Source organism: Streptomyces sp. WELS2, assembly GCF_013870595.1.
Classification (GTDB): Bacteria; Actinomycetota; Actinomycetes; order Streptomycetales; family Streptomycetaceae; genus Streptomyces.
The window spans coordinates 1-19,713 of sequence record NZ_JACBWZ010000011.1; the positions used below are offsets into that span (position 1 = coordinate 1).

General features: G+C 69.7%; 19 protein-coding genes. 11 read left to right on the forward strand and 8 right to left on the reverse strand.

Annotated features, from left to right (window positions below; translation table 11 throughout):
• Positions 1 to 89: 89 nt before the first annotated feature.
• Positions 90 to 299, reverse strand: a complete 210-nt coding sequence (locus H5J33_RS01540) for a hypothetical protein (RefSeq protein WP_181792954.1) — start codon at positions 297 to 299, stop codon at positions 90 to 92.
• Between the two features lie 129 nt (positions 300 to 428).
• Between H5J33_RS01540 and H5J33_RS01545 the strand changes: the two genes are divergently transcribed.
• On the forward strand, positions 429 to 1,403 hold the full coding sequence (locus tag H5J33_RS01545) for a carbohydrate kinase family protein (RefSeq protein ID WP_181792955.1): 975 nt from the start codon (positions 429 to 431) through the stop codon (positions 1,401 to 1,403).
• Positions 1,404 to 1,417: 14 nt separating this feature from the next.
• Here H5J33_RS01545 and H5J33_RS01550 read toward each other — a convergent pair whose 3' ends face one another.
• Positions 1,418 to 2,800 carry a cysteine desulfurase/sulfurtransferase TusA family protein gene (locus H5J33_RS01550; RefSeq protein WP_181792957.1) on the reverse strand — a complete coding sequence of 461 codons (1,383 nt, stop codon included), beginning with the start codon at positions 2,798 to 2,800 and terminating at the stop codon, positions 1,418 to 1,420.
• Between the two features lie 258 nt (positions 2,801 to 3,058).
• On the opposite strand from H5J33_RS01550, the gene coxB reads away from it, so the two are divergent.
• From coxB to H5J33_RS01570, 4 genes are all read left to right on the forward strand, one after another.
• Entirely contained in the window at positions 3,059 to 4,018 is a 960-nt protein-coding gene (gene coxB, locus H5J33_RS01555; protein WP_181792959.1) for a cytochrome c oxidase subunit II, read from the forward strand.
• Positions 4,015 to 5,748 (forward strand): cytochrome c oxidase subunit I, encoded by a 1,734-nt coding sequence (gene ctaD, locus H5J33_RS01560; RefSeq protein ID WP_181792961.1) that lies wholly within the window; start codon positions 4,015 to 4,017, stop codon positions 5,746 to 5,748. Before coxB ends, ctaD begins: the two co-directional genes overlap by 4 nt.
• Positions 5,745 to 6,143 (forward strand): cytochrome c oxidase subunit 4, encoded by a 399-nt coding sequence (locus tag H5J33_RS01565; RefSeq protein ID WP_181792964.1) that lies wholly within the window; start codon positions 5,745 to 5,747, stop codon positions 6,141 to 6,143. The genes ctaD and H5J33_RS01565 overlap by 4 nt, the downstream gene beginning before the upstream one ends.
• Positions 6,144 to 6,273: 130 nt before the next feature.
• Positions 6,274 to 7,533, forward strand: a complete 1,260-nt coding sequence (locus tag H5J33_RS01570; RefSeq protein WP_181792966.1) for an Ig-like domain-containing protein — start codon at positions 6,274 to 6,276, stop codon at positions 7,531 to 7,533.
• Between the two features lie 107 nt (positions 7,534 to 7,640).
• On the opposite strand, the gene H5J33_RS01575 is transcribed toward H5J33_RS01570, so the two are convergent.
• Entirely contained in the window at positions 7,641 to 8,042 is a 402-nt protein-coding gene (locus H5J33_RS01575) for a response regulator transcription factor (protein ID WP_181792968.1), read from the reverse strand.
• A gap of 154 nt (positions 8,043 to 8,196) precedes the next feature.
• Between H5J33_RS01575 and H5J33_RS01580 the strand changes: the two genes are divergently transcribed.
• From H5J33_RS01580 to idi, 6 genes are all read left to right on the forward strand, one after another.
• Positions 8,197 to 8,817, forward strand: coding sequence for a heme-copper oxidase subunit III (locus tag H5J33_RS01580; protein WP_030616646.1), 621 nt, complete (start codon positions 8,197 to 8,199; stop codon positions 8,815 to 8,817).
• A 62-nt stretch (positions 8,818 to 8,879) separates the two neighbouring features.
• Positions 8,880 to 9,692: a c-type cytochrome gene (locus H5J33_RS01585; protein ID WP_030783242.1), complete on the forward strand. Its 813-nt coding sequence runs from the start codon at positions 8,880 to 8,882 to the stop codon at positions 9,690 to 9,692.
• Positions 9,689 to 10,747 (forward strand): ubiquinol-cytochrome c reductase iron-sulfur subunit, encoded by a 1,059-nt coding sequence (locus H5J33_RS01590; protein ID WP_181792970.1) that lies wholly within the window; start codon positions 9,689 to 9,691, stop codon positions 10,745 to 10,747. The genes H5J33_RS01585 and H5J33_RS01590 overlap by 4 nt, the downstream gene beginning before the upstream one ends.
• Complete coding sequence (locus H5J33_RS01595) at positions 10,744 to 12,381, forward strand: ubiquinol-cytochrome c reductase cytochrome b subunit (RefSeq protein WP_181792972.1); 1,638 nt, start codon at positions 10,744 to 10,746, stop codon at positions 12,379 to 12,381. The genes H5J33_RS01590 and H5J33_RS01595 overlap by 4 nt, the downstream gene beginning before the upstream one ends.
• A gap of 201 nt (positions 12,382 to 12,582) precedes the next feature.
• Complete coding sequence (locus H5J33_RS01600; RefSeq protein ID WP_181792974.1) at positions 12,583 to 13,836, forward strand: cytochrome P450; 1,254 nt, start codon at positions 12,583 to 12,585, stop codon at positions 13,834 to 13,836.
• 4 nt (positions 13,837 to 13,840) lie between these two features.
• Positions 13,841 to 14,413: an isopentenyl-diphosphate Delta-isomerase gene (gene idi / locus H5J33_RS01605; protein ID WP_181792975.1), complete on the forward strand. Its 573-nt coding sequence runs from the start codon at positions 13,841 to 13,843 to the stop codon at positions 14,411 to 14,413.
• Positions 14,414 to 14,504: 91 nt separating this feature from the next.
• On the opposite strand, the gene H5J33_RS01610 is transcribed toward idi, so the two are convergent.
• The 5 genes from H5J33_RS01610 to H5J33_RS01630 all read right to left on the reverse strand — a co-directional run bounded on the left by H5J33_RS01610 (position 14,505) and on the right by H5J33_RS01630 (position 19,690).
• A complete protein-coding gene (locus H5J33_RS01610) occupies positions 14,505 to 15,515 on the reverse strand; it encodes an aminotransferase class I/II-fold pyridoxal phosphate-dependent enzyme (protein ID WP_181792976.1) in 1,011 nt (336 codons plus the stop codon).
• Positions 15,515 to 15,754, reverse strand: a complete 240-nt coding sequence (locus tag H5J33_RS01615) for an acyl carrier protein (protein ID WP_030621175.1) — start codon at positions 15,752 to 15,754, stop codon at positions 15,515 to 15,517. Before H5J33_RS01615 ends, H5J33_RS01610 begins: the two co-directional genes overlap by 1 nt.
• 26 nt (positions 15,755 to 15,780) lie before the next feature.
• Positions 15,781 to 16,791, reverse strand: a complete 1,011-nt coding sequence (locus H5J33_RS01620; protein ID WP_181792977.1) for a beta-ketoacyl-ACP synthase III — start codon at positions 16,789 to 16,791, stop codon at positions 15,781 to 15,783.
• A complete protein-coding gene (locus H5J33_RS01625) occupies positions 16,788 to 17,801 on the reverse strand; it encodes a squalene/phytoene synthase family protein (protein ID WP_181792978.1) in 1,014 nt (337 codons plus the stop codon). The genes H5J33_RS01620 and H5J33_RS01625 overlap by 4 nt, the downstream gene beginning before the upstream one ends.
• A 110-nt stretch (positions 17,802 to 17,911) precedes the next feature.
• A complete protein-coding gene (locus H5J33_RS01630; protein ID WP_181792979.1) occupies positions 17,912 to 19,690 on the reverse strand; it encodes a thiamine pyrophosphate-binding protein in 1,779 nt (592 codons plus the stop codon).
• Between the last annotated feature and the right edge of the window lie 23 nt (positions 19,691 to 19,713).

A 19,713-nucleotide genomic window follows, 5' to 3' on the forward strand; every position in this document is an offset into this window, starting at 1 on the left:
CTCGCTGGTCGTGTCCCGCGCTCCCCGCGCGGGGGACGGCGATGGGACGCGGGACGGCGGCGCGCGGTTCCCGGGTGCGTACGTCCGGGTCAGTCGCCGTAGTCCGACATCGCGTCCAGCAGCCGGGCGGACCGCGCCGGCACGGACACCCCGTGGATACGGGAGGGGGACACCGGACGGGACTCGGCCCGCTGCGGGGCCGCCCAGTGCGGAACCATCCGGGCGCAGTCGCCCCACAGGGAGGCGAGGCCGCCGTCCGGCTCGGCCGGGGCGGGGGAGTGGACCTCGGGGTTCGTCATGAGCGCACCGTACGCACGGCGGTGGCCGCGAAGAAAGATCTACTATCGGGTAGTTTCGTCAGCTTCAGCGCGGGCGGCCGAACCGGTAGCGTGAACTGTCAATCCAGCCTCCCCAGGAGAATCCCCGTCGTGCGCATCGCAGTCACCGGCTCCATCGCCACCGACCACCTCATGACCTTTCCCGGCCGCTTCGCCGACCAGTTCGTCGCGGAGCAGCTGCACACGGTTTCGCTCTCCTTCCTGGTCGACAACCTCGACGTCCGCCGCGGCGGTGTCGCCGCCAACATCGCCTTCGGCATGGGCCAGCTGGGCACCCGCCCGATCCTGGTCGGTGCCGCCGGCTTCGACTTCGACGAGTACCGCGCCTGGCTCGACCGGCACGGCGTGGACACCGACTCGGTCCGCATCTCCGAGACCCTGCACACCGCCCGCTTCGTGTGCACCACCGACGCCGACCACAACCAGATCGGCTCCTTCTACACCGGCGCGATGAGCGAGGCCCGCCTCATCGAGCTCAAGACCGTCGCGGACCGCGTGGGCGGCCTCGACCTGGTCCTCATCGGCGCCGACGACCCCGAGGCGATGCTCCGCCACACCGAGGAGTGCCGCTCCCGGAACATCCCGTTCGCCGCCGACTTCTCCCAGCAGATCGCCCGGATGGAGGGCGATGAGATCCGGGTCCTGATGGAGGGCGCGACCTACCTCTTCTCCAACGAGTACGAGAAGGGGCTCATCGAGTCCAAGACCGGCTGGAGCGAGGCGGAGATCCTGGCCAGGGTCGGCCACCGGGTCACCACGCTCGGCTCCCGGGGCGTGCGCATCGAGCGGGCCGGCGCGGACCCGATCGAGGTCGGCTGCCCGGAGGAGGACCGCAAGGCCGACCCCACCGGTGTCGGCGACGCCTTCCGCGCGGGCTTCCTGTCCGGGCTTGCCTGGGGCGTCCCGCTGGAGCGCGCCGCGCAGATCGGGTGCATGCTCGCCACGCTGGTCATCGAGACCGTGGGGACGCAGGAGTACCAGCTGCGGCGCACGCACTTCATGGAGCGGTTCGTGAAGGCGTACGGCGACGAGGCGGGCGAGGAGGTCCGGGCCCACCTGAGCTGAGGCTCCCCGGGCGTTCAGCTCACCCGGCGGACCAGGTACGCCGTTCCCCGGTCCGCCGGTTCCTCGCCCACGTACTCCTGCCCCCGCATCTGACACCAGGCGGGGATGTCCAGGCGGGCCGCCTCGTCGTCCGAGAGGACCCGTACGAGGCCGCCCACCGGGACCTCGCCGAACACCTTCGCCAGTTCGATGACCGGGATCGGGCAGCGCTTGCCGAGGGAGTCGACGACCAGCTCCTCGGCCCGGACGGCCGTCGCCGGTGCCGGTGCCGGTGCGCCCAGCTTCTCCCGGACGCCCGCCACCGCCCCCGGCAGCACCTCCAGGAACCGCTCCACGTCCTCCTGCGCGGTGCCGGGCGGCAGCGACACCCGGACGTTGCCCTCGCTCAGCACCCCCATCGCCTTCAGCACATGGCTGGGCGTCAGCGTGCCGGAGGTGCAGGAGGAGCCGGAGGAGACCGAGAAGCCGGCCCGGTCCAGCTCGTGCAGCAGGGCCTCGCCGTCGACGTAGAGGCAGGAGAAGGTGACGATCCCGGGCAGCCGGCGCCCGGCGTCGCCGACCACCTCCACGTCCGGCACCAGCTCCGGCACCCGGGCCCGGATGCGCTCCGTCAGCTCCCGCAGCCGTACCGCCTCCCGGGCCGCCTCCGCCCGTACCGCGCGCAGCGAGGCCACGGCCGCCACGATGGCCGGGATGTTCTCGAAACCGGGCGCCCGGCCCGACTCGCGTTCGTCCACCGGCCCTTGGGCGGCGAACCGCACCCCCTTGCGGACGACGAGCAGCCCGACCCCCGACGGCCCGCCCCACTTGTGCGCGCTGGCCGTCAGCAGCGACCAGTCGCCCGCGACCGGCCCCCAGCCCAGCGACTGTGCCGCGTCCACCAGCAGCGGCACCCCGGCGGCCCGGCACGCCTCGGCCACCTCGGCCACCGGCTGCTCGGTACCCACCTCGTGGTTGGCCGACTGGAGGCAGGCCAGCGCGGTGTCGGCCCGGAGCGCCTCCGCGTAACCCGAAGGGACGACCGCTCCGGCCCGGTTGACGGCCACCCGGGTGACGGTCCCGCCGTCCGCCTCCCACGCCTCCGCCGAATGGAGTACGGAGGAATGTTCGACGGCGGACACGATCAGGTGGCGTCCCACCCGCCGCCGCCCGGCCAACGCCCCCGCGATCCCGGTGTGTACGGCCCGCGAACCGGACGGCGTGAACACCACCTCGTCGGCCCGGCAGCCGATGGCCTCCGCGGCCGCCTCCCGCGCCGCGTCCAGCAACATCCGCGCCTTGCGCCCCTCCCGGTACAGCCGCGCGGGATCGGCCCACCCCTCATCCAAAGAGGCCAACAGCGCCTGACGGGCCACGGGATGGAGAGGAGCGGCGGAAGCAGCGTCAAAGTAGGCCATACGGCAACGCTAAACCGCCGGTCAGAGCGGCGCTCCAAAGGGGCGCGGCGAGCTGCGCGACCAGCCACAACGCACCCGCAGCCGCCAATCAAGCGAACCACCCCACCCAGTAGGCACCCCTCCTCGCGAACCCTCGGAGAGGGTGGGCTAGGGTTTGGTCCGCATAAACATCCAAACCCCTGCCCGACGCAGGGCGGCGACCGACCAGCGAGAAGGCCGCAGCCGACCGCGCGGGCGAGACTCTCGGGAAGGCGCTACGTGAGTCCCAACGGCTCCGACCGCTCGCCGCGGCGCCCGATGCGGCGGAAGCTGCTGCAGGCACTGACCGCGGGCCTGGTCCTGGCGACCGCAACCGGTTGCACATACAAGGACTTCCCCCGCCTTGGCATGCCCACCCCGACCACGGAAGAGGCTCCGCGGATCCTCTCCCTGTGGCAGGGCTCCTGGGCTGCCGCGCTCGCCGTCGGCGTGCTGGTGTGGGGCCTGATCCTGTGGAGTGCTTTCTTCCACCGGCGCAGCCGCACCAAGGTCGAGGTTCCTCCGCAGACCCGGTACAACATGCCGATCGAGGCCCTGTACACCGTGGTCCCGATCATCATCATCTCGGTGCTCTTCTACTTCACGGCCCGGGACGAGTCGAAGCTCCTGGACACCTCCAAGAAGCCCGACGTCACGGTCAACGTGGTCGGCTTCCAGTGGAGCTGGGGCTTCAACTACGTCGAGAACGTCCCCGGTTCCACCGGCGATGCCAAGACCGACAAGAACCTGGACGCCATTCCGGACCGGTTCAAGAAGGACTTCCCGGCGAACGCCGGCGGTGTCTACGACGTCGGTACGCCCGGCACGCGGAACCCGCAGACGAACAACCCCGGTCCGACGCTCTGGCTCCCCAAGGGCAAGACGGTCCGCTTCGTCCTGACCTCGCGTGACGTCATCCACTCCTTCTGGGTGGTGCCGTTCCTCATGAAGCAGGACGTCATTCCGGGCCACACCAACGCCTTCCAGGTGACCCCCAACAAGGAGGGCACCTTCCTCGGCAAGTGCGCCGAGCTCTGCGGCGTCGACCACTCCCGGATGCTGTTCAACGTGAAGGTCGTCTCCCCCGAGCGTTACGAGCAGCACCTCAAGGACCTCGCCAAGAAGGGGCAGACCGGTTACATTCCCGCCGGCATCGCGCAGACGAGCCACGAGAAGAACCGGGAGACGAACAACCTGTGAGCATCCTCAACGAACCCCAGGGTGCCGCGGCAGCTGAAGGCTCGTACGCCGACGAGCTGCCGGTCAGGCGCAAGCAACCCGGCAATGTCGTGGTGAAGTGGCTGACGACCACCGACCACAAGACGATCGGCACGCTGTATCTGGCGACGTCGTTCGCGTTCTTCCTGATCGGTGGCGTGATGGCGCTCATCATGCGCGCCGAGCTGGCCCGTCCGGGCCTGCAGATCATGTCGAACGAGCAGTTCAACCAGGCGTTCACGATGCACGGCACGATCATGCTGCTGATGTTCGCGACGCCGCTGTTCGCCGGTTTCGCGAACTGGATCATGCCGCTGCAGATCGGCGCGCCCGACGTGGCGTTCCCGCGGCTGAACATGTTCGCCTACTGGCTGTACCTGTTCGGCTCGCTCATCGCGGTGGCCGGCTTCCTCACCCCGCAGGGTGCGGCCGACTTCGGCTGGTTCGCCTACTCCCCGCTGTCGGACGCGGTCCGCTCGCCGGGCGTCGGCGCCGACATGTGGATCATGGGTCTGGCCTTCTCCGGCTTCGGCACGATCCTCGGCTCGGTCAACTTCATCACCACGATCATCTGCATGCGTGCCCCGGGCATGACCATGTTCCGCATGCCGATCTTCGTGTGGAACGTGCTGCTGACCGGTGTGCTGGTCCTGCTGGCCTTCCCGGTGCTGGCCGCCGCGCTGTTCGCCCTGGAGGCGGACCGGAAGTTCGGCGCCCATGTCTTCGACGCGGCCAACGGCGGCGCACTGCTGTGGCAACACCTCTTCTGGTTCTTCGGACATCCAGAGGTGTACATCATCGCCTTGCCGTTCTTCGGCATCATCTCCGAAGTCATCCCGGTGTTCTCCCGTAAGCCGATGTTCGGCTACATGGGCCTGATCGCCGCGACGATCGCGATCGCCGGTCTGTCCGTGACCGTGTGGGCCCACCACATGTACGTCACCGGCGGGGTGCTGCTGCCCTTCTTCTCCTTCATGACCTTCCTGATCGCGGTGCCGACCGGTGTGAAGTTCTTCAACTGGATCGGCACGATGTGGAAGGGCTCGCTCTCCTTCGAGACGCCGATGCTCTGGGCCACCGGCTTCCTGATCACCTTCACGTTCGGTGGTCTGACCGGTGTCATCCTGGCCTCGCCGCCGATGGACTTCCACGTCTCCGACTCGTACTTCGTGGTGGCCCACTTCCACTACGTGGTCTTCGGTACGGTCGTCTTCGCGATGTTCTCCGGCTTCCACTTCTGGTGGCCGAAGTGGACCGGCAAGATGCTGGACGAGCGCCTGGGCAAGATCACCTTCTGGACGCTGTTCATCGGCTTCCACGGCACCTTCCTGGTCCAGCACTGGCTGGGCGCCGAGGGCATGCCGCGCCGGTACGCCGACTACCTGAACGCCGACGGCTTCACCGCGCTGAACACGGTGTCGACCATCAGCTCCTTCCTGCTCGGCCTGTCGATCCTGCCGTTCCTCTACAACGTCTGGAAGACGGCCAAGTACGGCAAGCCGGTCGGCGTGGACGACCCGTGGGGCTACGGCCGCTCCCTGGAGTGGGCGACCTCCTGCCCGCCGCCGCGGCACAACTTCGTCACCCTGCCGCGGATCCGCAGCGAATCCCCGGCGTTCGATCTGCACCACCCCGAGATCGCCGCGCTCGAACAGCTTGAGCACGCCGGTCACGGCACCGCCGTCGCGGGCAGCAAGGAGGCCGGCAAGTGAAGATCCAGGGTCGGATGTTCATCTGGCTGAGCGTCTTCATCCTGATCATGGCCATCGTGTATGGCGTGTGGTCGAAGGAGCCGGCCGGTACCACCGCGCTCTTCCTGGCCTTCGGCCTGTCCGTCATGATCGGCTTCTACCTGGGCTTCACCGCCCGGCGGGTCGACGCGGGCGCCCAGGACGACAAGGAGGCCGACGTCGCGGACGACGCGGGCGAGCTGGGCTTCTTCAGCCCGCACAGCTGGCAGCCGCTCATGCTGGGCTTCGGCGGCGCGATCGCCTTCCTCAGCATCGCGGTCGGCTGGTGGCTGATCTACTTCTCCGCCCCGTTCATCCTGATCGGCCTGTTCGGTTGGGTGTTCGAGTACTACCACGGTGAGAACCGGACCCAGTAGGGCGCCGGACGCACCGGGAGCCCGGACCTTCCTCACGGAGGGTCCGGGCTCCACTCGTTTGCCGGAGCATCGTTCGCTCGGATGAGTGACCCGCCGTGCCGGTAATCATTTGATCTCATAGCGTGATCGTATGAACCACACTGTGCGGACCCGTACCGCTGTCGGCTGCACCCTGCTGGTGACCGCCCTCGGTGCGGGCGTCACCGCTTGCGGTTCGGACGGCAACCCCCTGTCGGCCAGGCCGTACGACGCAGCGGACCTGATCTCCTTCAACGGCCCCACCGAAGCGGGCGGGCGAGCCGACCCGGACAAGCCCCTGGAGGTCACCGCCAACAGCGGTGACGGCCGGATCACGGACGTCATCGCCCGGGACTCCACAGGGCGCTATGTGACGGGCGAACTGGCCGCCGACGGCAGCCGCTGGCACAGCACCTCCCCGCTGGCCGCGGGCGCCCACTACACGGTCACGGTGAGCACCGAGGACGAGGACGGCGCACCCGGCCGCAAGACCCTCACGTTCGACACCGGCAAGCCCGCCGGCAAGAAGCGCCTGGGCGTCACCTTCGGGCCGGGCACGGGCACCTACGGCGTCGGACAGCCCATCACGGCCCAACTGGACCAGGGCATCAAGGACAAGGCGCAGCGGGCCGTCGTGGAGCGGGGCCTGCGGGTGGAGTCCGTGCCGGCCGTGCCGGGCTCCTGGTACTGGGTGAACGACAAGGAACTCCACTACCGGCCCAAGGACTACTGGCCGGTCCACGCGACCATCCGGGTGCACAGCAACCTGGACGGCGTCCGCGTGGGCGACCGGCTGTGGGGCGGCGCGTCCAAGCCGCTGAAGATCACCACGGGGGACAAGGTCGAGGTCGTCACGGACGCCGCCGCGCACCAGCTGACGTACTACAAGAACGACCAGCCCGTCGAGCAGATCCCGGTCACCACCGGAAAGCCCGGCTTCGAGACCCGCAACGGCGTCAAGGTCGTACTGGAGAAGCAGTACTTCGTACGGATGCGCGGCACCACCGTCGGCATCGCCGAGGGCACCTCGGACTCCTACGACCTGCCGGTGTACTACGCCACCCGGGTCACCTGGTCCGGCGAGTACGTCCACGCCGCGCCCTGGTCCGTCGGCTCGCAGGGCTACGAGAACGTCAGCCACGGCTGCGTCGGGATGAGCACGTCCAACGCCGAGTGGCTCTACGACAACATCCGCGAGGGCGACATCGTCAAGGTCGTCAACTCCCAGGGCCAGACCATGGAACCCTTCGGCAACGGCTTCGGCGACTGGAACGTCGACTGGAAGAAGTGGCGCACGGGCAGCGCCCTGACGAACACCACCACCCCGGACACCCCGGCGGAGGCGGTACGCCTGCAGCCGAGGGCCGCGTAGGCGCCCCGGAAGGGGCGCGGGGCCGTGCCGATATGCGGCTTCCGCCGCGTGGGCGCGAGAAGACCGTACCGGGCCGCACTCGCGCATGCTCCTCGCGCCCCGGGCTCCTACGCGCCCACGAGCCTCTTGTGACGCAGCAGAGAGGCCAGCGCGGAGGCGAACTCCACCGGGTCCACCGGCAGCGTCACCGCCGCGTCCGCACGGCTCCAGGTGGCCAGCCACGCGTCCTGCGGCCGTCCCATGAGCAGCAGCACCGGCGGGCAGCCGAACACCTCGTCCTTGATCTGCCGGCACACGCCCATGCCGCCCATCGGCACGGCCTCGCCGTCCAGCACGCAGACGTCGATGCCCCCCTTGTCCAGCTCCCGCACCACCGCGCCGGGAGTCGCGCACTCCACGAACTCCACCAGGGGGACGTCGGGGGCGGGCCGGCGCCCGGCGGCCAGCCGTACTTGCTCGCGAGTGTTGGAGTCGTCGCTATAGACCAGCACCGTGGCGGTCGGCTGCATTGTTCCTCCGGGACGTCGGCGTCGTACGGACGGGACGGGCAGGGCCGTCTGGGCGGATGCTACTCCCCCGAACACCACGTCAGCACCGGTTCGGCGGGCGGCAACACTCCGAACGGCACCCCCCGGAGTGAGCGCGAGATAAGCGACCGACATAATGTCGGTCGTGGCGACAGCAACGACAGTAGAAACCGGGCACGCGCACCCGTCGGTCAATCGGCCGAACCTCACCAGCGTCGGAACCATCATCTGGCTGAGTTCCGAGCTGATGTTCTTCGCGGCCCTCTTCGCGATGTACTTCACCCTCCGGTCGGTGACCGGACCGGATCACTGGAAGGAGATGGCGCACGCGCTCAACGTGCCCTTCTCCGCGACGAACACCACGATCCTGGTGCTCTCCTCCCTCACCTGCCAGCTCGGCGTGTTCGCGGCCGAGCGCGGCGATGTGAAGAAGCTCCGTGGCTGGTTCATCCTCACCTTCATCATGGGTGCGATCTTCATCGGCGGTCAGATCTACGAGTACACCGAGCTGGTGAAGAAGGACGGCATCTCGCTGTCCTCGGACCCGTACGGCTCGGTGTTCTACCTGACCACCGGCTTCCACGGCCTGCACGTGACGGGCGGCCTCATCGCCTTCCTGCTGGTCCTCGGCCGTACCTACATGGCCAAGAGGTTCACCCACGAGCAGGCGACCGCCGCCATCGTCGTGTCCTACTACTGGCACTTCGTCGATGTCGTCTGGATCGGCCTCTTCGCCACGATCTACCTGATCAAGTAGCCGGGATCGCTCCCGCACATCCAGAAGCACCGACGCAGAAGATCCTGACACCGGGGTAATCCGTGAAAAAGCTCTCCGCACGACGACGCCATCCGCTGGCGGCGGTCGTCGTCCTACTCCTCGCGCTGGCGGCCACTGGGGGGCTGTACGCCGCGTTCGCGCCCGCGGGCAAGGCGCAGGCCGATGAATCCTCCCAGTCCCTGACCATCAAGGAGGGCAAGAAGCTCTACGAGGTCGGCTGCGCCAGCTGCCACGGCACCGGTGGCCAGGGCTCCTCCGACGGCCCGAGCCTCGTCGGCGTCGGCGCCGCGGCCGTCGACTTCCAGGTCGGCACCGGCCGTATGCCCGCCGCGACCTCGCAGGGCGCCCAGGTCCCGCGCAAGAAGCCCATCTACACGCAGGCCCAGATCGACCAGCTCGCCGCGTACGTCGCGTCGCTGGGCGCCGGCCCGAGTGTGCCCACCAAGCAGCAGTACGGCCCCGACGGCGCGGACATCGCCAAGGGCGGCGAACTGTTCCGCACCAACTGCGCGCAGTGCCACAACTTCACCGGCAAGGGCGGTGCCCTGACCAAGGGCAAGTTCGCCCCGACGCTGGAGGGTGTCGCTCCGAAGCACATCTACGAGGCCATGCAGACCGGCCCGCAGAACATGCCGTCCTTCCCCGACACCACGATGTCGGAGAAGAACAAGAAGGACATCATCGCGTACCTGAACGCGGTCAACGGTGACAAGACGGAGAACCCGGGTGGTCTGGAGCTGGGCGGCCTCGGGCCGGTCAGCGAGGGTCTGTTCGGCTGGATCTTCGGCCTCGGCACGCTGATCGCGGTCGCCGTCTGGGTCGCCGCTCGGACCGCAAAGGCCAAGAAGTCATGAGTAGCCAAGACATTCCTGAAGAGAACCTGCCCGCTGAGCAGGACCACGCACACGGCGCGGTAGCGACCGCGGACGAGGAGAACCCGTTCGCGGACCCGGGGCTGCCGCCGCACGAGCACCGGATCCAGGACATCGACGAGCGGGCCGCCAAGCGGTCCGAGCGCGCGGTGGCGTTCCTGTTCACGGTGTCGATGCTGGCCACCATCGGCTTCATCGTCTCGTACCTGGCGATCCCGAACGACAAGTCGATCTTCGTCTTCCCGATCGGGCACCTGAGCGCGATGAACTTCGCGCTGGGTCTGACGCTGGGCGTGGCGCTGTTCTGCATCGGCGCGGGCGCGGTCCACTGGGCGCGCACGCTGATGTCGGACGTGGAGATCGCCGACGACCGGCACCCGATCGAGGCCTCCCCGGAGGTGCGGGCGAAGGTCCACGCGGACTTCCGCCAGGGTGCCGCGGAGTCCGGGTTCGGCCGCCGCAAGCTGATCCGCAACACCATGTTCGGCGCGATGGCGCTGGTGCCGCTCTCCGGCGTGATGCTGCTGGGCGGTCTGGGTCCGGCGCCGAAGACGCGGCTGCGGCACACGATGTGGGCCAAGGGCAAGCGCCTGGTCAACATGAACACCAACCAGCCGCTGCGTCCCGAGGACGTGGCCGTCGGCTCGCTGACCTTCGCCATGCCCGACGGTATGTCGGAGCACGACGAGGACTTCCAGAACGAGATCGCCAAGGCGGCCCTGATGGTCGTGCGGCTCCAGCCGGACGACATCAAGGACAAGCGCGAGCTCGACTGGTCGCACCAGGGCATCGTCGCGTACTCGAAGATCTGCACCCACGTGGGCTGCCCGATCTCGCTGTACGAGCAGCAGACGCACCACGTGCTGTGCCCGTGCCACCAGTCCACCTTCGACCTCACCGACGGCGCCCGAGTGATCTTCGGTCCCGCCGGCCACGCTCTGCCGCAGCTGCGGATCGGCGTGGACAGTGAGGGTTACCTCCAGGCGCTCGGCGACTTCGAGGAGCCCGTCGGTCCTGCTTTCTGGGAGCGCGGATGAGTACTGCAGCGAACGAACAGTCCCGCTCTCGCGGGAAGGCACCGGCCGGCGAGCGCGTCGCCGACTGGGCCGACGGCCGGCTCGGGATCTACTCCCTGGCCAAGGCCAACATGCGCAAGATCTTCCCCGACCACTGGTCGTTCATGTTGGGCGAAGTGTGCATGTACAGCTTCATCATCATCATCCTGACGGGTGTCTATCTGACGCTGTTCTTCCACCCGTCGATGAACGAGGTGGAGTACCACGGCAGCTATGTCCCGCTCCAGGGACAGCTGATGTCCGAGGCGTTCAACTCGACCCTGCACATCTCCTTCGACGTGCGCGGCGGCCTGCTCATCCGGCAGATCCACCACTGGGGCGCGGTGGTCTTCCTCGCCGGCATGTTCGTGCATATGATGCGCGTGTTCTTCACCGGCGCGTTCCGCAAGCCGCGTGAGGTCAACTGGCTGTTCGGCTTCCTGCTGTTCGTCCTCGGCATGTTCACCGGCTTCACCGGCTACTCGCTCCCGGACGACCTGCTCTCGGGCACCGGTGTGCGCATCGCCGAGGGTCTGGTGCTGTCCATGCCGATCGTCGGCACGTACATCTCGTTCTTCCTCTTCGGCGGCGAGTTCCCCGGTCACGACTTCGTGGCCCGGTTCTACTCGATCCACATCCTGCTGCTGCCGGGCATCATGCTGGGCCTGATGGTGGCCCACCTGATCCTGGTCTTCTACCACAAGCACACGCAGTTCGCGGGCCCCGGCAAGACCGAGAAGAACGTCGTCGGCATGCCGCTGCTGCCCGTCTACATGGCCAAGGCCGGAGGCTTCTTCTTCCTGGTCTTCGGTGTGCTGGCGGTGCTGGCCGCGGTCGCGCAGATCAACCCGATCTGGGCGATGGGCCCCTACCGCCCGGACCAGGTGTCCACCGGCGCCCAGCCCGACTGGTACATGGGCTTCTCCGAGGGCTTCGTGCGTGTGATGCCGGGCTGGGAGATCAATGTCGCGGGTCACACGCTGGTCCTCGGTGTGCTCATCCCGCTGATCGTCTTCGGTCTGATGCTGGTCTCGATCGCGGTCTACCCGTTCATCGAGTCCTGGATCACCGGCGACAAGCGCGAGCACCACATCCTGGACCGTCCGCGCAACGCCCCGACCCGCACCGCTCTCGGTGTCGGCTGGCTGGTGTTCTTCGCGGTGGCCATGCTCGGCGGTGGCAACGACCTGTGGGCGACGCACTTCCACCTGTCGGTCAACTCCGTCACCTACTTCGTCCGGGTCTTCCTGTTCGTCGGTCCGGTCATCGGGTTCATCGTCACCAAGCGGATCTGCCTGGGCCTGCAGCGCCGGGACCGCGAGAAGGTGCTGCACGGCCGCGAGACCGGCATCATCAAGCGGCTGCCGCACGGTGAGTTCATCGAGGTGCACGAGCCGCTCAGCCAGGAGCAGCTGCACACCCTCACCGCGCACGAGCAGTACACGCCGGCCGAGATCGGCCCGACGGTCGACGAGAACGGTGTGGAGCGCAAGGTCCCGGCCTCGCAGAAGCTGCGGGCGAAGCTGTCCAACGCCTACTACGGCGAGCACGCCCAGATCCCGAAGCCGAGGGCCGAGGAGTACAAGGAGATCACGAGCGGCCACGGCCACCACTGATCCGCCGTTACTGATCGCCACGCAGGCGGCCCCACGGACCCGGTCCGTGGGGCCGCTCTTTTGTGTACGCGACGTGTCGGCGGTTACCGACCCGTTATACAGCCGTCGCCGGATCGACGCTATGATCACACTGTCGTGATCTTGAGCCGGGGCCAGAAGCCCGCACGGGCCGCCCACGGCGTGATAATGGGGGAGTCACTGATGGCAGAACCTGCCGAGCCCGAATTCTTCTTCGATCCGACCGATCCCGCATTCCGTCGGAACCCCTACCCGGTCTACGCGAAGCTCCGGGACGAGCACCCTCTCCTGGCGGGCCCGCTGAACTCCTGGGTGGTCAGCCGCTACGAGGACGTCGAAGCCCTGCTGCGTGACCGCCGGCTCGGCAAGGACCTCGGAGGCACCCAGTTCTTCGCCCAGGTGGCCGGCGCCGGCCCCGACGAGGAGCCGCCGCCGTTCCTCGGCCTCGGCCTCGACGGCTGGGACGCCAACCTCTTCCGGCTGCTGGACCCGCCGGACCACACCAAGCTGCGCAACCTCGTCGCCGCGCCGTTCACCCCGTCCGCGGTGGAGGCGCTGATCAAGTCCGTCACCACGGTCGTGGACGAGCTGCTGGCGGACCTCCCCGAGCGCTTCGACGTCATGGAGGTGCTGGCCTCCCAGCTGCCCGTGCGGGTGCTCGGCGACATGATGGGCATCGACCGCGAGGACCAGAAGCTCCTCGCCGCCTGGTCGACGGAGATCGCGCACATCCTGGAGCTGGGCGCCGCGCCGTCGGAGGACGTGGCGATCGCCTGCCAGCGCGCGGTGGCGCAGTGCACCGAGTACTTCGTCAAGGTGCTCCGGGAGCGCGAGGGCGGTGACGGCACCGACCTGATCACCGAGCTGACCCGGGCCGGCGAGACCATCGAGGGCCTGACGATCCACCAGATCGCCGCCGTGTGCGTGCTGCTCATCGTGCCCGGCCTGGACACCTTCGCCAACCTCATCGGCAACGCCGCGGTCATCCTGGCCGAGCACCCTGACGTGCTGGAGCGGCTCGCCGCCGACCCCGCCCTCGCCGACGACGTGCTGGACGAGGTGCTGCGTCTGGAGCCGCCCACGCACGCCTCCTGGCGCGTGGTCAACGAGCCGGTCACCCTGCACGGCCGGACCATGGAGGCCGGCGCCGTGGTTCTGCTGATGCTGGCCGCGGCCAACCGGGACGAGCGGGCCTTCGAGAACCCCGACACCCTGGCCCTCGGCAAGCACGGCCGCAGGCACCTGTCGTTCGGCCGCGGCATCCACTACTGCCTCGGCGACAACCTCTCCCGGCTGATGGCCAAGGAGGCGCTGATCGGTCTCGCCAAGCGCTGTGCCTCGATCAAGCCGGACGACGACGAGGTGGCGCTGAAGCCCGGCCTGTGGCTGCGCGGCCCGGCCCGGCTCCCCGTCACCACGACCCCGAGGGTTGGCTGATCCGATGACCACGGAAACCTCCGCCGGCCCCGCCACGGAACCGATCCTGCTCGAACTCGTCGACGAGGAGGGCCGGACGATCGGTGTGGCCGAGAAGCTCTCGGCGCACCAGGCGCCCGGCCGTCTGCACCGCGCCTTCTCGGTGTTCCTGTTCGACGCCGAGGGACGCATGCTGCTCCAGCAGCGGGCGCTGACGAAGTACCACTCGCCGGGCGTGTGGTCCAACACCTGCTGCGGGCACCCGTACCCGGACGAGCCCGCGCGGGAGGCGGCGGCCCGCCGCGTCGGCGAGGAGCTGGGTCTGCACGGCATCCCGCTGGAGCCGGCCGGCACGGTCACCTACGAGCACCCGGACGAGATCTCCGGCCTGGTCGAGAAGGAGTACAACCACCTCTTCGTCGGCCTGGTGAAGGACACTCCGCAGCCGGACCCCGCCGAGATCCACGACTACCGGTTCGTGACCCCGGGGGAACTGGCCGCGCTGCGTGCCGAGACCAGCTTCTCGGCCTGGTTCCCCACCGTCCTGGAGGCGGCCCTGCCGGGCGTACGGCGCGTCGCGCCGGGCGGCGGCTGGTGACCACGGCCTGACACGGGAAAGAGCCGCCGCCCACGGGGAGACCGTGGGCAGCGGCTCTTTCGTACGAGCGGCTGAGGGCCTGTCGTTCGGCTCACGCCGCGGACGCGGGTCCGAACGACGGGCCCTGGGCCAGGGCGCGCAGCACGCTGTCGTTGGCGTCGGTGTCGCCGACCGTGACGCGGACGCCCTCGCCGGCGTAGACGCGGGCCTGGACGCCCTCGCCCTCCAGGGCCAGGCGGATGTCCTCGGTCCGCTCCGGTTCGTCCAGCCACAGGAAGTTGGTGTGGCTCGGCAGCACCGTCCAGCCGCCTCGGGTCAGCCCGCCGGACAGCCGCTCGCGCTCGCCCACGATGACGGCGATCCGCTCCTCGAGCTCCGGCCGGGCCCGCAGGGACGTCTCCACCGCCACCGCCGACAGGGTGCTCAGGGCGTACGGCAGCTGGTACCGGCCGATCCTCTCGGCCCACCGAGGGGACGTCACGCCGTACCCGACGCGCATGTTCGCCAGCCCCCAGGCCTTGGAGAAGGTGCGCAGCACCAGCAGGTTCGGGAACTCCCGGATCCAGCCCAGCGAGTCCGTACGGCCGGACGGGGCGACGAACTCGATGTACGCCTCGTCCAGGACCACCAGGACGTGCTCCGGCACCCGGGCGATGAACTCCCTCAGCTCGTCGCCGGGGACCAGCCGGCCGGTCGGGTTGTGCGGGTTGCACACGATGACCGCGTCCGCGTCCTGGACCGCCTTCGCCAGCGCCTCGAGGTCCTGGTGCCCGCCCGGGAGCAGGGGCACCTCGACGCGGCGCGCCCCCACCATGCCGGCGAGCAGGGGATAGGCGTCGAAGTTGCGCCAGCCGTATGCCAGCCCCCCGCCGGCGGACACACTCGCCTGGAGCGCCTGGAGCGCGACGCCCACGGACCCCGCGCCGAGCACGATCTGCTCACCGGGCAGCCCCAGCCAGTCGGCGACGATCCCGCGCAGCCGCTCGGGATAGAACTCCGGGTACCGGTTGACCTCGGCGGTGTGCCGGGCGATCTCGGCGGCGACGGAGTCGAGCGGCGGCAGCGGGTGTTCGTTGAGGGTGAGCCGATGCGGCCGGGGCATCAGCCGACGCCCACCGAGGTCAGCAGGTCGCGCGCGTCCTGGAGCGTGGACTCGGCGCCGAGTTCGTTGCCGTTCAGCGTCGGCGTGCCGAACTGCCGCTCCAGGGCCACGATGAACTCGACGACGCCCATCGAGTCCATGCCGGCGTCTTTGAACGACGCGCCCTCGAAGAGGCGGTCGGTGGACTGGGGGAACCGCTCGTCGAGCAGCGCCTTCAGGTTCTGGTCGATGGTGTTCATGACTCTCTTCTCTGTGGAGGGTGCCGTCAGCCGGCGATCACCGAGAGGCCGCCGGGCCAGGTGAGCAGCGCCGAGCCCCAGGTCAGGCCGCCGCCGAAGCCGGTGAGGACCACCTGGTCGCCCGCCCGCAGCCGTCCGTCGGCCGCACCCGCGGCGAGCGCGAGCGGGATGGAGGCGGCCACCGTGTTGCCGACCCGGTCGATGTTCTTCACGACGCGCTCGGCGGGCAGCCCCAGTTCCCGGGCGCAGGTGTCGAGGATCCGGACGTTCGCCTGGTGCGGGACCAGGTGGGTGACGTCCTCGGGCGCCAGCGCGGCCGCCTCCGTGACCTTGCGCACCGATCCGGTCATGTACCGGACGGCACGGGTGAAGACCTGCGGGCCGTCCATGTGGAAGTAGCCGTCGTCCGGAGCGGCCGCGGCCCCGCTCAGCCGCTGCTCGGAGCCGCCGCCGGGCACCGTGATCAGGTCCACGCCCGTGCCGTCGCTGCCCAGGTCGAAGCCGCGCAGGGCTCCTTCCCCGGCCGGGTCGCCGGCGCGCAGTACGACCGCGCCGGCGCCGTCGCCGAAGATGACCCGGGTGGTGCGGTCCCGCGGGTCGAGGATGGTGGAGAAGGTGTCCGCCCCGATCACCAGGGCGCTGTCCGCGACCCGACCGGTGATCAGCCCCGCCGCCGTGGCCAGCGCGTACACGAAGCCCGTGCACACCGCGGCCACGTCGAAGGCGCCGGCTCCGGTCAGCCCGAGCGAGGAGGCGACCACCGGGGCGGTCGCGGGACAGGGGCGGTCCGGGGTGCTCGTGGCGACGACGACGACGTCCACGCGGTCGGTGCCGGCCGACTTCAGCGCCCGGCGCGCCGCCTCGGTGGCGAGGTGCCCGGTGCTCATGCCCGGCGACGCGATGTGCCGCCGGGCGATGCCGGTGCGGGTCCGGATCCACTCGTCGGAGGTGTCCAGCTCCGACGAGAGCATGTCGTTGGTGACCACGTGCGGCGGGAGCCAGGTGCCCAGGCCGCTCAGGATCGCCCCGCGGGTCATGCCCCGGTGCCCCGGTACGGCGGCCGGATGCGGTAACCGGCGCGGGTGGCCTGCTGGTTGGCCTTGCGGGCGCGGGCGATGGCCTTGGCCGTGCGCGGGATCATCCGGCCCGAGACGAAGTCGATGCCGCGCCGCGGGTTCTTGAAGAACGCGTAGTCGTCCTTGATCATCTCCGGGAACATGGAGTCGTGCGTCTGGATGTCGGTCTCCATGAAGATCCGCGCCGTCGGGTGCAGCGTCTGCGGCCATGAACGGCCGGCGTCCAGGTGCCCCCGGGCGATGTCGATCTCGGACTGGATCAGCTCGCGCAGCGCGTCGCTGATGTAGCCGCTGCCGATCTGGCGGTCCAGGTCCGCCCTGGTCAGGCCGAAGCGGGCGAGGTGGTCCAGCGGGAGGTACAGCCGGCCCAGGTCCAGGTCCTCGCGCAGGTCCCAGATGAAGTCCAGCAGCTGGAAGGCCGTGATGGTGTGCCGGCACAGCTCCTCGGCGTCGTCGCTCAGCGGCTCGAAGATCTGGTTGATCCAGATCGCGGGCAGCAGCGTGACCGTCTCCAGGAAGTCGTCCAGCTCCTCGTCGTTCGCGTACTCGTACGTCGTCAGCGCCTTGCGGTGGCCGTCGACGAACTCGGGCACGCGCAGGTAGGGCAGGTCCCAGGTGCGCAGGGTGTGGACCAGGGCGCGGGCGAGGGCGGCGTCGGTCCGCTCCGACAGCGACAGCGGGTGCTCGCTGGGCAGGTCCTCGCCCTTGGCGACGGCCATGTAGGTGCGCTGCCACTCGTCCAGCCGGCGGGCCCGGACGTCGACGCTGAGGTTGATGTCGTCGGCCAGGTCGTCGATGTAGCAGACGAAGGAGAAGAAGGTGTCGAAGTAGGGCCGCTTGGCCGGGTGCATCATGTAGCGGCCGAGGAAGCGGCCCCGCCCGATCTTGCGGAACAGCTGGGAGCTCGCGATGTAGTCGGCGCGCAGCCCGGAGTCCGTGATACCTGCGAGGTCCAGCTCTTGCACTGTCATGTGAGTTCTTTCCGGTGGGGCCCGCGCGTCCCCGGGGCCCCGCTCGGCCGGATGCGGCGGCGGGGTGCCCGGCGGGAACGTGCGGACGGAGGCGTACGGAGGGCGACGCGTCAGAGGGCGCCGGCGGTCATCTCGTACGAGACGGCGGCCTGTCGTGGCCCGGGCACCGGCACGGTGGGGGCGTCGGCGGGCATGAAGGAGGCGAAGGGCGGCTCCTCCTCCACGGTGAGCTTCAGCTCGAGGACCCCGGGCAGGTGCGCGTGGCGGCGGTACTCGTCCAGCCGCCCGGCGAGTTCGGCGGCACTCCCGGCGCTGCCGACCCACAGCCGGTCGGGGGTGCCGAGGCCCCGCGCCACCGTGCACACGTCGACGGGCGTGTAGTCCACGGCGGTGATCCGGGAGTCGAAGAACCGCTGCTGGCGGGTGGCGCACATGCCGTGCATGCCGTTGTTGAAGACGACGTACAGGATGGGCAGGCCCAGCTCCACGGCGGTGTGCGCCTCCAGGCCGCTCATCAGGAACGCCCCGTCACCGCAGAACACCACGGTCCGGGTGCCCTCCGGCGAGCCCAGCTGGGCACCGACGGCCGCCCCGACGCTGTAGCCCATGCCGCCCATGCCCAGCGCGATGGTGGAGGAGGAGCCGGCCGGTACGGATCCGTAGTGCATGGCGGCGACGGCGCAGTTCCCGGCGTCGTAGAGCAGATGGCCGCGCTGCGGCAGGTGTTCCTGGAGCAGCCGGACGGCCTCGCTCTGCAGCAGCGCGCCCTCGTCCCGCTCGCCGGCGCGTCCCGGTACGGGGACGGCGGGCCGGGCCACGAAGCGGGTCAGCTCGTAGCCGGAGACCGGCGGGGCCGTGAACGGGTGTTCCGCGCGCAGCCGTTCCAGCAGCCGGAACACCTCGCCGATGTCCGCGCGGACCGTGGTGTCCGCCAGGCCCGAGCGCTCGATCTCACCGAGGTCGATGTTGACCGCGCCGGCCCGTGCCGGGTCCCAGTCGCCCAGCGCCCGCCGGGTCATCATGGCCAGACCGGTGCCCACCAGGACCACGAAGTCCGACTTGGCCACGTACTCGGCGGCCGAGGGGTGGCCGCCCTCGCCGACGACGCCCAGGTACAGGTCGCTGTCGTTGGGGAACTCCCCGCGCGCGCCCATGGTGGTCACCACGGGGATCCGGGCCCGCTCGGCGAAGACGCGCACCGCCTCGGGGTCGCAGGAGCGGCGGTTGCCGTGTCCGAGCAGCAGCACCGGGGCGCTCGCCCCGCGCAGCCGGTCGAAGAGCGCCGACACCTCCTGCTCGGGCAGCGGTTCGGGCTCGATGAAGGCACCGAGGTGGGCCGGCCAGTCGGCGGGGACGTCCCCGACCTCCAGCTCGTAGACGTCGCGGGGCAGCAGCAGGGCCACCGGGCCCTTGCGGCCGCCGAGGCAGGTGGAGACGGCGTCGCGCAGCAGGTCCCAGAAGTCCTCCGCCCCGGTGACCCGGACGGTCTTCTTGGTGACGGCCCGCAGCAGCGCGAGGCCGTCCACGGTCCGGCCGATCCCGGAGGAGTCCTGGAAGGAGCCCCGGCCGTCCAGGGCGGCCGGCGGCTGCCCGACCAGCGCGAGGACCGGTACCGACTCCGCGTGGGACTCGGCCAGTCCGGCGACCAGGTTCATCATCCCGCCGCCGGAGGTCGAGCAGCACACCCCCAGTGTGCGGTGCACCCGGGCGCGGGCGTCCGCCATGTTCGCCGCGCCGTCCTCCCGCTTCGCCAGCACGGACGTCAGACGGCCCTGGCCGAGCCTTTCGACCGCGTCGTGGACGTGCTCGATGTTCGCGCCACTGACTCCGAATACGTACCTGGTGTCCAGGTCGCGCAGAACCGTGACCAAGGCATCGGCCAGCCGCATTGATCCCCCATGTGTGGCGTGTG

Coding starts and splice junctions, on each gene's coding strand:
- H5J33_RS01540 (WP_181792954.1), bottom strand. CDS start 299: ATGACGAACCCCGAGGTCCACTCCCCCGCCCCGGCCGAGCCGGACGGC.
- H5J33_RS01550 (WP_181792957.1), bottom strand. CDS start 2,800: ATGGCCTACTTTGACGCTGCTTCCGCCGCTCCTCTCCATCCCGTGGCC.
- H5J33_RS01570 (WP_181792966.1), top strand. CDS start 6,274: ATGAACCACACTGTGCGGACCCGTACCGCTGTCGGCTGCACCCTGCTG.
- H5J33_RS01575 (WP_181792968.1), bottom strand. CDS start 8,042: ATGCAGCCGACCGCCACGGTGCTGGTCTATAGCGACGACTCCAACACT.
- H5J33_RS01580 (WP_030616646.1), top strand. CDS start 8,197: ATGTCGGTCGTGGCGACAGCAACGACAGTAGAAACCGGGCACGCGCAC.
- H5J33_RS01590 (WP_181792970.1), top strand. CDS start 9,689: ATGAGTAGCCAAGACATTCCTGAAGAGAACCTGCCCGCTGAGCAGGAC.
- H5J33_RS01595 (WP_181792972.1), top strand. CDS start 10,744: ATGAGTACTGCAGCGAACGAACAGTCCCGCTCTCGCGGGAAGGCACCG.
- H5J33_RS01600 (WP_181792974.1), top strand. CDS start 12,583: ATGGCAGAACCTGCCGAGCCCGAATTCTTCTTCGATCCGACCGATCCC.
- idi (WP_181792975.1), top strand. CDS start 13,841: ATGACCACGGAAACCTCCGCCGGCCCCGCCACGGAACCGATCCTGCTC.
- H5J33_RS01610 (WP_181792976.1), bottom strand. CDS start 15,515: ATGCCCCGGCCGCATCGGCTCACCCTCAACGAACACCCGCTGCCGCCG.
- H5J33_RS01615 (WP_030621175.1), bottom strand. CDS start 15,754: ATGAACACCATCGACCAGAACCTGAAGGCGCTGCTCGACGAGCGGTTC.
- H5J33_RS01620 (WP_181792977.1), bottom strand. CDS start 16,791: ATGACCCGCGGGGCGATCCTGAGCGGCCTGGGCACCTGGCTCCCGCCG.
- H5J33_RS01625 (WP_181792978.1), bottom strand. CDS start 17,801: ATGACAGTGCAAGAGCTGGACCTCGCAGGTATCACGGACTCCGGGCTG.
- H5J33_RS01630 (WP_181792979.1), bottom strand. CDS start 19,690: ATGCGGCTGGCCGATGCCTTGGTCACGGTTCTGCGCGACCTGGACACC.